The 15213-nt window shown below is 68.2% G+C and carries 12 protein-coding genes; all 12 read right to left on the reverse strand.

All coding sequences use genetic code 11. The features are described from left to right. Positions 1 to 106: 106 nt before the first annotated feature. Complete coding sequence (locus tag WFK36_RS12255; RefSeq protein ID WP_336791998.1) at positions 107 to 1747, reverse strand: thiamine pyrophosphate-binding protein; 1641 nt, start codon at positions 1745 to 1747, stop codon at positions 107 to 109. A 58-nt stretch (positions 1748 to 1805) separates the two neighbouring features. Continuing rightward, the gene (locus WFK36_RS12260) at positions 1806 to 2591 is read right to left on the reverse strand and encodes an SDR family oxidoreductase (protein WP_336791999.1); all 786 of its coding nucleotides are present in this window, start codon (positions 2589 to 2591) and stop codon (positions 1806 to 1808) included. Positions 2592 to 2604: 13 nt separating this feature from the next. Next, on the reverse strand, positions 2605 to 3357 hold the full coding sequence (locus WFK36_RS12265) for a 3-oxoacyl-ACP reductase family protein (RefSeq protein ID WP_336792000.1): 753 nt from the start codon (positions 3355 to 3357) through the stop codon (positions 2605 to 2607). Positions 3358 to 3362: 5 nt separating this feature from the next. Continuing rightward, the gene (locus WFK36_RS12270) at positions 3363 to 3863 is read right to left on the reverse strand and encodes a cupin domain-containing protein (protein ID WP_336792001.1); all 501 of its coding nucleotides are present in this window, start codon (positions 3861 to 3863) and stop codon (positions 3363 to 3365) included. A 41-nt stretch (positions 3864 to 3904) separates the two neighbouring features. After that, positions 3905 to 4687 carry an alpha/beta fold hydrolase gene (locus tag WFK36_RS12275; RefSeq protein WP_336792002.1) on the reverse strand — a complete coding sequence of 261 codons (783 nt, stop codon included), beginning with the start codon at positions 4685 to 4687 and terminating at the stop codon, positions 3905 to 3907. An 11-nt stretch (positions 4688 to 4698) separates the two neighbouring features. Continuing rightward, complete coding sequence (locus WFK36_RS12280; protein WP_336792003.1) at positions 4699 to 5637, reverse strand: VOC family protein; 939 nt, start codon at positions 5635 to 5637, stop codon at positions 4699 to 4701. A 96-nt stretch (positions 5638 to 5733) separates the two neighbouring features. Beyond that, the gene (locus WFK36_RS12285; RefSeq protein WP_336792004.1) at positions 5734 to 7230 is read right to left on the reverse strand and encodes an aldehyde dehydrogenase; all 1497 of its coding nucleotides are present in this window, start codon (positions 7228 to 7230) and stop codon (positions 5734 to 5736) included. Beyond that, positions 7227 to 8600, reverse strand: a complete 1374-nt coding sequence (locus WFK36_RS12290) for an MFS transporter (protein WP_336792005.1) — start codon at positions 8598 to 8600, stop codon at positions 7227 to 7229. The genes WFK36_RS12285 and WFK36_RS12290 overlap by 4 nt, the downstream gene beginning before the upstream one ends. Before the next feature lie 124 nt (positions 8601 to 8724). Continuing rightward, positions 8725 to 9858: an FAD-dependent monooxygenase gene (locus WFK36_RS12295; protein WP_336792006.1), complete on the reverse strand. Its 1134-nt coding sequence runs from the start codon at positions 9856 to 9858 to the stop codon at positions 8725 to 8727. A 114-nt stretch (positions 9859 to 9972) separates the two neighbouring features. Then, positions 9973 to 10773 carry an SDR family NAD(P)-dependent oxidoreductase gene (locus tag WFK36_RS12300; protein WP_008376984.1) on the reverse strand — a complete coding sequence of 267 codons (801 nt, stop codon included), beginning with the start codon at positions 10771 to 10773 and terminating at the stop codon, positions 9973 to 9975. A 112-nt stretch (positions 10774 to 10885) separates the two neighbouring features. Further along, entirely contained in the window at positions 10886 to 11725 is an 840-nt protein-coding gene (locus WFK36_RS12305; RefSeq protein ID WP_336792007.1) for an SDR family NAD(P)-dependent oxidoreductase, read from the reverse strand. After that, complete coding sequence (locus WFK36_RS12310; RefSeq protein WP_336792008.1) at positions 11718 to 15119, reverse strand: pyruvate carboxylase; 3402 nt, start codon at positions 15117 to 15119, stop codon at positions 11718 to 11720. Before WFK36_RS12310 ends, WFK36_RS12305 begins: the two co-directional genes overlap by 8 nt. Positions 15120 to 15213: the final 94 nt, after the last annotated feature.

The raw sequence follows: 15213 nt of genomic DNA on the forward strand, positions 1-15213 counted from the left end.
AGCCGGCCCACAGTGGGCATTTAACTGAGTAGTGAATAGTTTAGCACTCAAGTATGAGAGGTGTCACAGATTTCGCCGAGTGAGTTCTCGGCAACCGTGCAGAACGTCAGCGCGGAACGGAGACCGGCGGCGTGAACGGAGTCGGCATCGGCCCGAATGCCGCGAGATCCACTTCGACGAGGACCGGGCCCCGCAGCGAAACCGCCTCGGGAAGCACCGACTCCGCGTCGTCTGCAGATCCGATTCGCCGGTAGTCGAGACCGAGGGCGCCGGACAGCGCGGCGAAGTCGGGGGTGGCGAGGTCGACGGCGTACGTCGGACCGGTCGTGGCCTGCATGTTCCGCAGCACGCCGTACCCGCCGTCGTTGAAGACGAGCATCACCAGCCACGGCTTCTCCTGTGCGACGGTCAGCAGTTCGCCGAGATGCACAGCGAGTCCGCCGTCGCCCGCGATGGCCAGCGTCGGGCGGGTCTCGTCGGCGAGAGCGGAGCCGATCGCCATGCCGAGGCCCTGTCCGATGCCGCCGCCACGCGGAAACACGTTGGCGCGGGGATCACTCATCGACAACAGGCGATTGCCCCAAGAGCTCGACGCGATGGTCACGTCGCGGGCGACGACCGAGTCGGCGGGGAACGCCGCGCGGACGGCGTCGCACAACCGCGCGTGATCGCCGAGTCCTGCACGTTGGCGGGTGCGGGCGTCGACACGGGCGCGCTTTCCACGCTCGGTCCACTCCGCGTCGACCTGTCCGCCGAAGTCCGTCGAGGCCAGGACCGCGTCGAGGACGGACCGGACGTCGCCCACGATGCCGGCCGTCACCGGGAACACACGGCCCGGGGCCGCCGCGTCGAGGTCCACCTGAATGTGGTGCGCCGGCACCGGGATCGAGTAGTCACCGGTCTCGTTGCTGCGGAAATGGGTGCCCAACGACACCAGCAGGTCGGCGTCGGCGAGCAGTTCGCGTCCGGCAGGCGTCGCACCGTAGTTGCCGACGCACAGCTCGTGCTCTTCGTCGACCGCGCCTCGTCCGGAGTTGCTCGTCAGCAGCGGGACGCCCCACCGCTCGACGAGCTCGGTGAGCTGCGCACCCGCGTCGCGGACACCGCCGCCCGCCCAGATCACCGGGCGCTCGGCGGCGTCGATCGCCGCGAGGAGCGGAGCGATCTGCTCTGCAGAGATCCCGGCCGGGGGCTCCGCGGAGATCGGCGGCCCCCCGATCACATCGTGCTCGGCGTACTGCAGATCGATCGGCCATTCGACGGACACCGGTCCGCCCGGCGCGGCCAGTGCGCGTCGGACACCGTCGCGCAGGATCTTTCCCGCGTCGCCCGGATCGGTGACGGTCACGGCGTAGGACGACACCGCCGTCAGCATGCCGAGCTGGTCTTTGGTCTCGTGGATGAAGCCCCGACCGGAGCCGAGATAGTCGGACTGCACCTGACCGGTGACATGCAGCACCGACGTGCCCGCGCTCAACGACTCGATCAAGGATCCCGCCGCGTTGCCCGCACCGGTTCCCGTGCTGGTCAGGGCGCATCCGAGCCCTCCCGTCGCGCGGGCGTAGCCGTCCGCGGCGTTGACCGCCCCGGCCTCGTGCCGCACCGGCACGAACCGCAGCTGTGCGGCGACGGCCTCGACCAGCGGCAGGTTGTGCACGCTGACGATTCCGAAGACGGTGTCGACGCCTGCCTCGCGCAGCACCTGCACGAGCAGGTCTCCGCCGTTCTTGATGTTCTTGTCGGTCATGGGGTTCTCCCGGGAGAGTCGACGATCGCGAGACGATCGAGAGGGCTGGAGGGGTGGGTCAGACGTACCGTGCGACGCCGCCGCACACGTCGAGGCAGGAGCCGGTGACATAGGACGATCGCGGCGAGAGCAGGGTGAGGATCATCGCGGCGACTTCGTCGGCGTGCCCGAAGCGACCGAGGGCGACACCCCGATCGTCGGCGATCCGGGCCTCCCACTCGGCGAACGACTGCGGGTCGCCGGACTGGTCGTAGCGTCGGCGCCACTGCCCGGTGTCGATCAGGCCGAGCGCGACGGAGTTCACGCGTACTTCGGGCGCGAGTTCCTGCGACAGCGACTTGCTGAGATTGAGCAGGCCGGCACGCGCCGCACTCGTCGCGACCAGTCTCGATTCGGGCTGGCGGGCGAGGACGGCGTTGACGTTGACGATGGCGGCCGCGTCCGATCGCCGAAGATGCGGCAGGGCGGCGTCGACGGTGTTGAGCACACTCGAGAACTTGAGGTCGAGCTCGTCGCGCCAGTCGTCGAGGGTGGTCTCGGCGCGGGGCGCCATTCTGGATCCGCCCGCATTGTTGACCACGCCGTCAAGCTGTCCGAACCTCTCGACGCCTGCGGCCACCACAGCGTCGACGTCGGCACGACTGCGGACGTCCGCCGCGACCGTCACAACCCGGTCCGCCGCATCCGGCGACGCCTCGGCCAGGGCGGCCGCGAGCTTGTCACCGTCACGGGCGCAGGTGACCACGTTCGCCCCTTCGTCGAGGAGGAGACGAGCGGTCGCCAGGCCGACGCCCGAGCTGCCTCCGGTGACCAGGTACGCGCGGTCGCGCAGCAGGAGATCCATGTCTGATGTCCTTCTAGTGGAAGACGAACCCGCCGTCGATGACGAGTTCCTGTCCAGTGATGTACGACGCCTCGTCCCCGAGCAGGAATGTGACTGCTCCGACGAGGTCGGCTGGGCGCTGCGGCCGAGTCAAGGCCCGGTTGCGCCGATACAGGTCGTGTCGGTGCTCGGGGACGTGCGCCGCCGACTCCGACTCGGTCAACCCCGGCGACACCGTGTTGACGGTGATGTCGTGAGGGCCGAGGTCGCGGGCCATCGCGCGGGTCAGTGCCGCCACGCCGCCCTTGGACGAGATGTAGTGGCACAGGTTCTGCGAGCCGTAGAGCGCCGCGTCCGACCCGATGTTGACGATCCGTCCGCCACCCGCGGCGATGAGATGCGGCGCAACTGCTCGGCTGACCAGGAACGTGCCCCGCAGGTTCACGTCGAGCACCCGGTCCCACTCCTCGAGGGCGAGTTCGTGGACGGCTTTGCCGCCGACGCCGTCGGCGAGGGCAGCGTTGTTGACGAGCCCGTGAATGGCACCGTCCGCGGTCACCGTCTGGACCATCGCCTCGACCGAGTCGGCCGAGCGGACGTCGAGTGGGCAGAACCTCGCCCGCACGCCCGCGTCGGCCAACGTCTCGACCGCGGCCGCGCCCCAGTCCTCTCGGATGTCGGCGACCCACACCTGCGCTCCGGCGAGACCGGCGTGCTCGGCGATCGCCAGTCCGAGGCCGCGCCCGGAACCGGTGACGAGCACGGTCTTCCCGGCCAGGTCCGTCACTGCGATCAGTCCCGGCTGACGCCGTGCATGACCGACGTCTCGGGGTAGGTCGGGACCTGCGGCTTCTGGGCGCCGATGATCACGCAGAACAGCGCGGGTTCGTCGGTGACGTTCTTCAGGCTGCGCGGCACGCCTGCGGGCACGACGATCATGTCGCGGTATCCGAGGGTGCGCTTCTCCTCCTTGCCGTCGCGGTGCACGCCGACCTCGATCTGCCCTTCGAGGACGAAGAACGCCTCTTCTGCGTCGTGGTGGGTGTGCTCGGGACCTTCGGCACCGGCCGGGAGCAGCATGTTCGAGAACGTGAACCCGCGCGACGGGATGATCCGCTTGTCGTCGCCGTGGTCGCCGGTGGCGCCCGATCCGACGTACCGGATCTGTGCGCGCTTGAACTGGTCTCCCGCCTTGGCCTGGAAGCCGAGTGCGTCCCAGTCCTCCTTGCGGCTCTCGCGGGTGAGGATGAGCGAGTCGGTGAACTCGGCGAGGTCGGAAGTCTGGTAGTCCATGTCTTTTCTCCTTCTAATGATGGTTGTGAATTTGATGAGTGTCACTGCGCGCGGAGGCGCTCGGTGATCTGGATGAACGATTCGGCCCAGGCGTTGAACGCCTCGGGTCGGTCGCGGTTGGCGAGATGCCCCGCCCCGCGGAGGGTCACGTACACGGCGCCGGGGACGCCTCCCGCGAGCACCTGGGACGCGGCGTGGCCGGTCACCTCGTCGCAGTCGCCCGCGACGACGAGTGTCGGCACGTTCACCTCCGGCAGGCGGTCGGTGTGATCGGTGGCCGCCATCGCCTCGGCGGCGCTGCGGTAGCCTGCCGGTCGGATGGCCGCGGCCATCTCCTCGGAGACCGCGGCGACCGCGGCCTCGTCGGCATCGGGAGCGAGCAGCCTCTGTGCACGATCCGCCGTGAACGCGGCCAGATCCGATTCGACCTCGGCGGCCCGTGCCAGCATCGAGCGGGCCGACTCCGGCGTCGCGCCGGAACCGACTGTCGAACTCCCGAGGATCAGGCTGCGCACCAGGTCGGGGCGCCGCAGGGCGAGTCGGGTGGCGATGACTCCGCCCCACGACATGCCGAGGACGTGAGCGCCCTGCTCGCCGCATCGATCCTCGATGAGCGCGGCCACGCGGTCTGCGTAGTCGTCCATGGTGAGCGGGGCCTCGACGTCGGCCGATCGGCCGTAACCGGGTGCGTCCCACGCAAGAAGCCGATGGTTCTCGGCGAGTTCGGCGACCTGAGGGTCGAACGAACGCGAACTTCCTCCGATGCCGTGCAGGAGGACAACGGCGGGGCCGGAGCCCTCGTCGAGAACGTGCAGGTCGGTCATGATTCCTCCGGTCATCGGTCGGCGCTCACGCGCAGGTCGGCGCGGCCGGCGAACGGGCCGTCGTCGGGCACACCCGCCATGTGGGAGCGCACCTCCGCGGACGGCGGGCCCGCGGTCCCCCAGGTGTCGGACAGTTCGGGGACGCGCCGCCACACGCGGCAGAGCCAGCGGTCCTCTTCCACCTGAGCGATGCCGGACGTGTACTCGCAGACCAGGCCGGCCGGGTCGGCGAAGTAGGAGAACGTGTTGTCGCCCGGCCCGTGTCGTCCGGGTCCCCACATCGGAACTACGCCGTGGTGCCGCAGCCGCCCGATGCCTCGCATGAAGTGGTCGACCGACGGCATCTCGTAGGCGACGTGGTTGATCGCCGTCCACTCCGCCTGGTTGAACGCGATGCTGTGGTGGTCGGAGTTGCAGCGCAGGAACGCCATCTGATGCTCGGACCAGTCGGACACCCGCATCCCGAGGACATCGGTGTAGAACGCGACGGCCGCGTCGATGTCGACGGTGTTCAGAACGACGTGGGTGACGCCGACCGGGACCGCGTCGGATCGATGCATCGTGGTGACCGCGTAGGCGGCGGCGAGGAGTTGGATCACCCGTCCCTCCGGGTCGACGAAGCTGACGCCGTATCCGGCGGCGATCTCGCCGGTCGGACCGGGGCCTGCGACGATCGGGACGCCGCGGGACCCGAGGCGGCGGGCGGCCTCGTCGACCTCCGCTGGAGTACGGACCGCGAACGTGATCCGGCCGAGGCCGTTCTGCTCCGCGGCCGTCAGCTGGAGGACGTGATGCTCGTCGCCGGCGCCTCGGAGCCATGCGCCCTCGCTGCCGCGTTCCACGACGGACAGGCCCCAGACGTTCTCATAGAAGTCCGCCGACTCCGACGCCGCCGACGTCCGCAGCTCGACGGATCGAAGCTTGGCCAGGGTCGCTACCGGCTGATTCATCGTGACCTCCTCAAATAACTTTACGATTAGTAGTTTAGCGCTCAAGTATTACTATGTGAAGTGTTTCACGAATCTTTTCAACAGTGACGGACGGCGCTACGCGTCGCCGACGCCCGCCCACGGGTTCGGTTCCGGGTCGAGCCCCAGGTAGACGCTCTTCACCCGGGAGTAGGCGGCGATGCCCTCCCGGCCCTTCTCGGTGCCGAGTCCACTCTCCTTGATGCCGCCGAACGGCGTAGAGATGGAGAACGCCTTGTACGTGTTGATCCAGACGTTGCCCGCCTCCAGCCGGTCGGCCAGCCGCAGCGCCCGTCGGTAGTCTCTCGTCCAGATGCCGGCGGCGAGTCCGTACACACTGTCGTTCGCCTTCCGAACCAGGTCGTCCTCGTCGGAGAACCCGAATGCGACGAGCACCGGACCGAAGATCTCCTCGCGTGACACCTTCGCGTCGGCGTCGAGCCCGTCGATGACTGTCGGCAGATAGTACGACCCCTCGGCGAGTGCGGGATCGTCAGGCGCACAACCGCCGCATCTGATCCGGCCGCCGTCGACGCGTGCGGAGTCGACGTACGCCGCGACACTGTCGCGATGCTTGCGATGGACGAGCGGCCCCACACGTGTCGCCGGGTCGAAACCGTCACCGACCGGCAGCGCCTGCGTGCACGCGACGAGTTTGTCCATGAACGTCTCGTAGAGCGAGTCGTGCACGAACAGCCGCGAGCCCGCGACACAGCTCTGTCCGGACGACGAGAAGATCCCGTACATCACGCCCGCCACCGCCTGATCGACGTCCGCGTCGTCGAGGACCACGGTCGGCGACTTGCCGCCCAGTTCCAAGGACACCGGCATGAGCTTCTCGGCCGCCTGATGGGCCAGCCCCCTGCCGGTGGACGTGCCGCCGGTGAAGCTCACCTTGCCGATGCCGGGATGCCTGACGATCGCGTCTCCGACGACGGACCCCCGGCCCGGCAGCACGGACACCAGACCGGCGGGGATACCCGCCTCCTCGATCAGTCGGGCGAGAGCCAGCGACACCAGAGGTGTCCACTCGGCCGGTTTGAGCACTACGGCGTTGCCCGCGGCGAGGGCAGGCGCGAGCTTCTGCGCGTCCGACGCGATAGGCGAGTTCCAGGGCGCGATCGCTCCGACGACGCCGATCGGCTCGTGCTGCACCCAGGTCCTGTAGTCGCCCCGCGGCGCCGTCATCGACTCGTCGTACGTCTCGAGGACGGACGCGAAGTAGCGGAACGTGCCGGCAGCGCTCCCGGCGAGTGCACGCGTCTCCGCGATCGACTTGCCGGTGTTGAAGGTCTGAAGCGTCGCGAGACGGTCTGCATCTCGTTCGACGAGGTCGCCGAGGCGCCGCAGATACGCTGCGCGGTGATGCGCCGCCATGCGTCGCCAGTCGGGGTCGGCCGCTGCCGCGGCTCCCGCGGCGACCGCGGCGTCGACGTCGTCGACCGTGGACTGCGAGACGGTCTGCAGGATGCGTCCGGTCGCCGGGTCGACGATCTCCGACGCGGGGCCTGCCACCGTGACCCACTTGCCTCCGACGAACGCCTCGTCCGGGATGGGGGTGAAGTCGGGCCTCATTTGGAGATCTCCTCAAGAGTGAGTTCCTTGGTCTCGACGGCGAACAGGGCGACGACGATCGCACCGATTCCTGCGACGACGGCGAATGCACCGAACACCCAGCTCAGCGACCCGCCGTGATCGAGGATCCAGCCGACGAGCAGAGGACCGACGACGATGCCGAGTCGGCCGGCGGCACCGCCGAACGCGGCACCCATCGCCCGCATGCGGGTCGGGTACAGCTCGGCGGTGTAGACGTACAGCGCCATGTTGACGGCGAACACGAGCAGTGCGGCGGATGCGGACCAGGCAAGAACGGCCGTCTCGGTGTTGGTGCCGAAGCCGGCGAGCAGTCCGAGCGTCAGGGCGCAGAGGGCCATCGCGGTCGAGATGCACAGGCGCCGACCGAGTCCATCGATCAGGAACGCGATCAGGAGGCAGCCGATCAGACCGGCGACGGTGGTGAACACGCTGTAGTGCAGCGCTGTCTCCGTGCTGACTCCGAAGTGCTTGCGGTAGAGGGTCGGCAGCCAGGACGCGATGCCGTAGTTCACGAAGTACGCACAGAGCCAGATCGACGCCAGCATCAGCGTGCGACGCAGGTAGATGCCTTCGAAGAGCTCACGGAAGCGAGCCTTGCGGACGACGGCCGGGTCGTCGACGGTAGGCCGCGGCTCGGCCAGTTCGATACCCCGCGAGCGCACATCGGCCTCGATGATCGACACCGACTCGTCGGCCTCGTCGAACCTGCCGCGTGCGGCGAGCCACCTGGGCGACTCGGGCAGGCGATGCAGGAGCGGAACGAGAAGCACCGGCAGCGCGCCGAGCGCGAAGAGGATCTGATAACCGTAGTTCGGCACGATCCACGCAGAGACCACCGCCGACACCACGAGACCGACCGGGAAGATCGTCTCGTAGAGCAGGACGAATCGACCTCGACCGTGCGCCTTGGCGATCTCGCCGATGTAGGCGGCGGCCACCGGGACCTCGGCCCCGAGGCCGAGACCTTGGATGAACCGCAAGATCATGAAGATGACGAGCGAGTTGGTGAACGCCATTCCGAGGCTGGCGATCGCATAGACGACGAGCGAGATCTCGATAACGCGCAGGCGGCCGATCCGGTCGGCGAGCCAGCCGCCGCCGAGCGCGCCGAACAGCATGCCGAGGCCGCCGACTGCGATGACCCAGGCGATCATCGTCGACGTGAGGTTCCAAGCGGTCGGGAGGTCGGGCAGCGAGTAGGCGATCATGAGCTGGTCGAAGCCGTCGAAGAAGGTGACGGCGCCGACGATGACACGTGCTTTGACGTGCCATCGGCTCATGGGCAGACGCTCCATGCGCGCATTGATCGCATCAGCCGCGCGCCCGGCGTCGATGGTGGAAGTCTCCATGTGAGTGCTCCTAGGCTGTTGGGACTCTGAGGGAGGAAGGAAGGCTAGTGCCTTAGGTCTCAATTATTTATAGCTTAAGTGTTGGCTGGATCACAAGGATTCGTGAAGTCGAGTTCAGATCACATCATCGTGCATCGAGGGGCGCAGTCCAGGCGTCGTAGCCGTACACCCAGTCGCCACCGCCCGCACTGCGCAGCCAGTTGTTGTCGCGGGACGACGCTTGAATCTTCGAAGCGCGCGGCTTCCGCACCGCCTCGTAGTACTCGAAGGCCGTCGACAGATCGTCGAAATCGGCCAGACACCGGGCCAGCACCACGGCATCCTCGCAGGCCTGACCTGCACCCTGAGCCATGAAGGGCGTCATCGGATGACACGCGTCGCCGAGGAGCACTGCGCGATTCGCACTCCAGGTGGGCAGCGGAGGTCGGACGTACAGCGCGGATTTGAGCACGCCGTCACATCGATCGAGGAGAGTCCGCGCCTCCGGGTGGAAGTCCGCATAGAGCGACAGGAGTTCGTCAATGCTCCCAGGCGCCGTCCACGACTCCTCGGTCCACGCGGTCTGACCGACCGTCGCGAAGACGAACACTTCGTCGAGGCCGAGCGGAAAGGTCACGATCTGCATGGCGGGGTCCGGTCCCCACCACTTCGTGAAGCAGTCGGCATTGGCGAGTCCGGCGACCGCATCGCTCGGGATCACCGCACGGAAGGCGACGATGCCGGTGAACTCCGGCTCGTCGGGCCCGAGCAACGCGTGACGCACGCGCGAATGGATGCCGTCGGCGCCCACGACGACGTCGACGAATGCGTCGGATCCGTCGGCGAACCGAAGGCGGACACCGTCGGCGCCGTCCTCGATGGACTCGAGTCGCCTGCCGAGCTCGATGACACCGCCGGGGAGGTCGCGCTCGAGTGCGGACATGAGGTCCCCTCGATGAACCGTGAGTTGCGGCGCGCCGTAGCGCTCGTGAGCGTCGTCGCCGAGCGCAACTCGCGAGGTCTCCTCGCCGGTGTCCCACATCCTGCTCAATCGAAACCGCGGGCGGCCGCCGTGGGCGCGCAGCCAGTCCCCCACTCCGCCGCCGAGACCGTCGAGAGCCTTGACCGCGTTGGGCGTGAGATTGACGTCCGCGCCGACCCTTGAGAAGCCGGACGACTGCTCATACACGGTCACGTCGACACCCGAACGGAGAAGCGCGGCAGCGGCCGTCAGGCCACCCACGCCTCCGCCGACGACCGCTGCCTGCAGTTTTTTCATCTGATGGACTCCCTGGGTGTGATCCGATTTAGCTTGCCACTTAACTATCTAGCAACAAGCTATAATCTGGATCACACCAATGGTCAAGCGGCGCGGCCCATCACAATCGAATGATCAGAAGTGTGTGCCTCCGTCGACACGCACCTCGGTGCCGGTGATGAACGCACCGTCGGAGCTCGCGAGCATCGCCACCACACCAGCGACGGTCTCGGGTCCGGCGAACCCCTGGCCGAGGGCCGGAGCGAGCTTCGCGAAGAGCATCATGTCCGCGTCCTCCGGCAGACCCGGGCCACGGCTTGCGCCGCTCTCACCACTGCCGTCGGTCATGCCCGACGAGATCGATCCCGGCTGAACCGCGGTGAAGCGGACTCCCTGCTTCGCGTACTCGGCTGCGAGTGCATGCGTCATCGACTGGATTCCGCCCTTCGACGCCGCGTACGCCGACATGTAGGGGTGCGCGAACATGGCCGACGTGGAACTGAAGTTGACCACGGCAGCGTCGTCCGACTCGATCAGAGCGGGCAGCGACTCCCGGATCATCAGGAAGGTGCCGACGAGATTCACTCGCAGCACCAGCTCGAAGTCCGCGAGCGACGTCTCGTGCGTGTGCGATGACCGGAGGATGCCCGCGGCGTTGACCAGGGCGTCGATGCCTCCGAGCGCCTCGCGGGCGGCGGCGACACCTGCGGTCACCGACGCCTCGTCGGAGACGTCGATGACCACGGTGGTGAGACGGCCTGCGGCGTCGCCCGCCTTGGCGACGGTGTCCGCGAGACCCGCTTCGCTGACGTCGGCGGCGACGACGGAGCCGCCCTCGGCGAGGACGCGGAGCACCGTCGCCTGACCGATCCCGGATCCGGCCCCGGTGATGACAACTCGGCGACCGTCGAAACGGGCGGGAACAACTGCGGACATGGTGGGCTCCTTCTACGGCTTAGGCAACGTGCGTGGACGCCAAGTCTCGCCCAGAAGCGCGCACACCGTCGCAGAATCTCCCGTCCAGCGGGAGGCGTCCCGACCCGTCCGATCAGCGAAGTCCGACCAACTCGCTCGACTCCTCCCACAGCCCGTCCACCAGGCGCTGGTTCCGCGTTTGACGTGACTGCGGCCCGTTCGGGCGGTTTCGATGGAAGTACACGCCGTTGACCACCGGGTCCGCGCCCCGCCTCGCCAACGCGATCAGCGGCTGCGCGCCCTTCTCCGGCGTGATCGGCCCCAGATGCCGCAACGGTGAACGGTAGGCGAGATCGACCCACTTCGAGTCCCGACCGAAGCTCGTCGCGACGGCGCCGGGGTGGACGGCGGCCGCCACGATCGCATCGCCCGCCCACCGTTGGGTGATCCCCCGCGCGAACAAGATGTTCATCAGCTTGCTGCTGCCGTACGCCCGTGGCTGGCCGATCTGTCGCCGGCGTCCGTCGAGATCGGTGAGATCAACCCTCCCCCATAGATTCCCGATGCTCGAGGTGTTGACCACCAGCGCACCAGCCGACGCCGCCGCCAGCCGCCCATGCAGCAGATTCGTCAGCAGATAACCGGCGAGATGATTCACCTGGAAGTTCGGTTCGAATCCGTCGGCGGTGCGGTCACCGGGGTGGAACGTGCCGCCCGCGTTGTTCAGGAGCACGTCGATCGAGTCGGTCCGCTCGACGATGTCCGCCGCGAGACGACGCACGTCGTCGAGCACACCGAAGTCGGCGCTGAGCACGGCCGCGCCGGTCTGGTCGGCCACCGCGGCGAGCTTGGTGGTCGACCGACCGACGACGATCAAGTCGACGTCGTCGCCGGCGAGTTCCCGGGCGGCGACTGCGCCGATCCCGTCGCTTCCGCCGGTGACGACGATCGTCCGACGTGGGAGTTCACTCATCGCGGAGTGCGACGAGCAGGTCGCCCGCCTCTACCTGCGCCACCTTGGTGATCGCGGTGCGGCTGACCACCCCACCATGCGGGGCGGTGATCGCGGCCTCCATCTTCATCGCCTCGATGGTGCCGATCGCGCCACCGGCCTCCACAGTGTCGCCTTCTGCGACCGACAGCGTGACCACGCCGGCGAACGGCGCGGCGACGTGGCCGGGATCGTTCTTGTCGGCCTTCTCGGCGGCCGGGATGTCGGCGGCGACGGACCGGTCGCGTGCGGTGACCGGCCGGAGCTGACCGTTCAGGATGCACATCACCGTTCGCATGCCGTGCTCGTCCGGTTCCGAGATCGCCTCGAGGCCGATCAGCAGGTTCACACCCTTCGACAGTTCGACGCGACTCTCCTGGCCACTGCGCAGACCGTAGAAGAACTGCCCCGCCGACAGACGCGACGTGTCGCCGAACTGCTCGACGTGCGCGAGGTATTCCTTGGTCGGGCCGGGGAACAGCAGCCGGTTGAGCGTCGCGCGGCGTGTGGCCGAGTCACCTGCCAAGCCGGCTTCGTCCTCGGCCGTCAGCTCGGTCTGCGGTTTGGCCTCGCTGCGACCGGCGAGTGCGCGAGTGCGGAACGGTTCCGGCCAGCCGCCGACGGGAGTGCCGAGTTCACCGCGCAGGAAGCCGATCACCGAATCGGGGATGTCGTAGCGTGCCGGGTCGGCGGCGAAGTCGTCGACGCTGACTCCCGAGCCGACGAGCGCGAGGGCGAGGTCGCCGACGACCTTCGACGACGGCGTCACCTTCACCAGGCGGCCGAGGAGACGGTCGGCGGCCGCGTACTTCGCCTCGACCTCCTCGAACCGGTCGGCCAGGCCGAGCGCCGCGGCCTGCGTGCGCAGGTTCGACAGCTGACCGCCGGGGATCTCGTGCGTGTACACGCGGCCGGTGGGCGACGGGACACCTGACTCGAACGGCACGTACACCTTGCGCAGCGCCTCCCAGTACGGCTCGAGGTCGCAGACCGCGTCGAGGCTGATCCCGGTGTCGCGGTCGCTGTGCGCCGCTGCCGCGACGATCGCCGACAGCGACGGCTGGCTCGTGGTGCCCGACATCGGGGCACTCGCGCCGTCGACCGCGTCGGCGCCCGCCTGCCACGCGGCGAGGTACGTCGCGAGCTGACCGCCGGGGGTGTCGTGCGTGTGGACGTGAATCGGCAGATCGAACTCCGACCGCAGCGCAGTGACCAGCTTCGTCGCGGCCGTCGGGCGCAGAAGTCCCGCCATGTCCTTGATGGCGAGGACATGCGCGCCCGCGTCGACGATCTGCTCCGCCAGGCGCAGGTAGTAGTCGAGCGTGTAGAGCTTCTCGTCTGGGTTCGCGAGGTCTCCGGTGTAGCTCATCGCGACCTCGGCGATCGTGGTGCCCGTCTCGCGGACCGCGTCGATCGCGGGACGCATCTGGTCGACGTTGTTGAGGGCGTCGAAGATGCGGAAGATGTCGATGCCCGTGGACGCGGCCTCTGCGACGAACGCACGCGTCACCGACTCCGGGTACGGCGTGTACCCGACGGTGTTGCGGCCGCGGAGCAGCATCTGCAGGCAGATGTTCGGGACGGCCTCACGCAGCTGCGCGAGCCGGTCCCACGGGTCCTCCTTCAAGAAGCGGAGAGCGACGTCATACGTCGCCCCGCCCCACGCCTCGATCGACAGCAGTTCCGGGGTCAGTCGCGCCACGTGCGGCGCGACCGCGGTCAGGCTCGACGTCCGGACCCGCGTCGCGAGCAGCGACTGGTGTGCGTCGCGGAACGTCGTGTCGGTGACCGCGAGTGCCGACTGCTCGCGCAGTGCCTTCGCGAAGCCCTCCGGGCCGAGTTCCAGCAGTCGCTGGCGCGACCCCGCGGGCGGCTCGACGCTGAGATCGACGGCCGGGAGCTTCTCCGTGGATCGTCCGGTCTTGGGTCGCGGACCGTCCGGAAGATTCACCGTCACGTCGGCGAGGTACGACAGGATCTTCGACGCACGGTCCGCCGAGGCGTTCAACGTGAGCAGGTGCGGACGTTCCTCGATGAACGACGTCGTCACGTGACCGGCGCGGAAGTCGGGATCGTCGAGCAGCGCCTGCAGGAACGGGATGTTCGTGGAGACGCCGCGAATACGGAACTCGGTGACGGCGCGACGCGCGTGGGCGACGGCCGATTCGAAGTCACGGCCACGGCAGGTGAGTTTGACGAGCATCGAGTCGAAGTAGGCTCCGACCTCGGCACCGAGCGCGGAACCGCCGTCCAGGCGGATGCCGCCGCCGCCGGGGCTGCGGTAGGCGGTGATGCGCCCGGTGTCCGGTCGGAATCCGTTCGCCGGGTCTTCCGTGGTGATGCGGCACTGCAGTGCGGCGCCGCGGATCACGATCGACTCCTGCGTCAGACCGAGTTCGGCGAGGGTCGCGCCCGCGGCCACGCGCAGCTGCGACTGCACGAGGTCGACGTCGGTGATCTCCTCGGTGACCGTGTGCTCCACCTGGATGCGCGGGTTCATCTCGATGAACATGTGGTGACCACGCTCGTCGACGAGGAATTCGACGGTGCCCGCGCAGCTGTAGCCGATCTGCCTGGCGAAGGCGACGGCGTCGGCGCAGATCTTCTCGCGCAGTGCCGGATCGAGGTTCGGCGCAGGCGCCAGCTCGACGACCTTCTGATGACGTCGCTGCACCGAGCAGTCGCGTTCGAAGAGGTGGATGACGTCGCCGTGGGTGTCGGCGAGGATCTGCACCTCGATGTGCCGCGGGTTGATGACGGCCTGCTCCAGGAACACCGTCGCGTCACCGAACGCCGACTCCGCCTCGCGCGATGCGGCCTCGATGGCCTCACGGAGTCCGGACAACTTCTCCACACGACGCATCCCGCGTCCGCCACCGCCTGCGACGGCCTTGACGAAGATCGGGAACGTCATGGTCTCGGCGACACGCAGCAGCTCGTCGACGTCGGTCGACGGCTCGGACGACGGCAGCACCGGGAGTCCGGCCGCCTTCGCGGCGGCGATCGCCCGTGCCTTGTTGCCGGTCAGTTCGAGCACCTCGCGCGGCGGCCCGACGAAGGTGATGCCCTCGGCCTCACATGCCGCGGCGAGGTCGGGGTTCTCCGACAGGAAGCCGTATCCCGGGTAGATCGCATCTGCGCCGGCCTGTTTGGCCGCATCGATGATGAGACCGATGTCCAGGTAGTTGCGGACGGGATGGCCGGGTTCGCCGATCTGGTACGACTCGTCGGCCTTGGTCCGGTGTCCGGAGTTGCGGTCCTCGTACGGGAACACGGCCACAGTCTTGATGCCGAGTTCGTAGGAGGCGCGGAAGGCGCGGATCGCGATCTCGCCGCGGTTGGCGACGAGGACTTTGGCGAAGTTCTGGGTGGTCATCGGATCGGTGTTCCTTTGATCATCGTCGTGCGACGCCCCGTGAAGGGTTCGGCAGGGAGCGTCGGGAGCATGCCGCGGCGGATTGGTGCACCAC

The sequence above is a fragment of the Gordonia malaquae genome (assembly GCF_037148075.1).
GTDB classification, from domain to species: domain Bacteria; phylum Actinomycetota; class Actinomycetes; order Mycobacteriales; family Mycobacteriaceae; genus Gordonia; species Gordonia malaquae.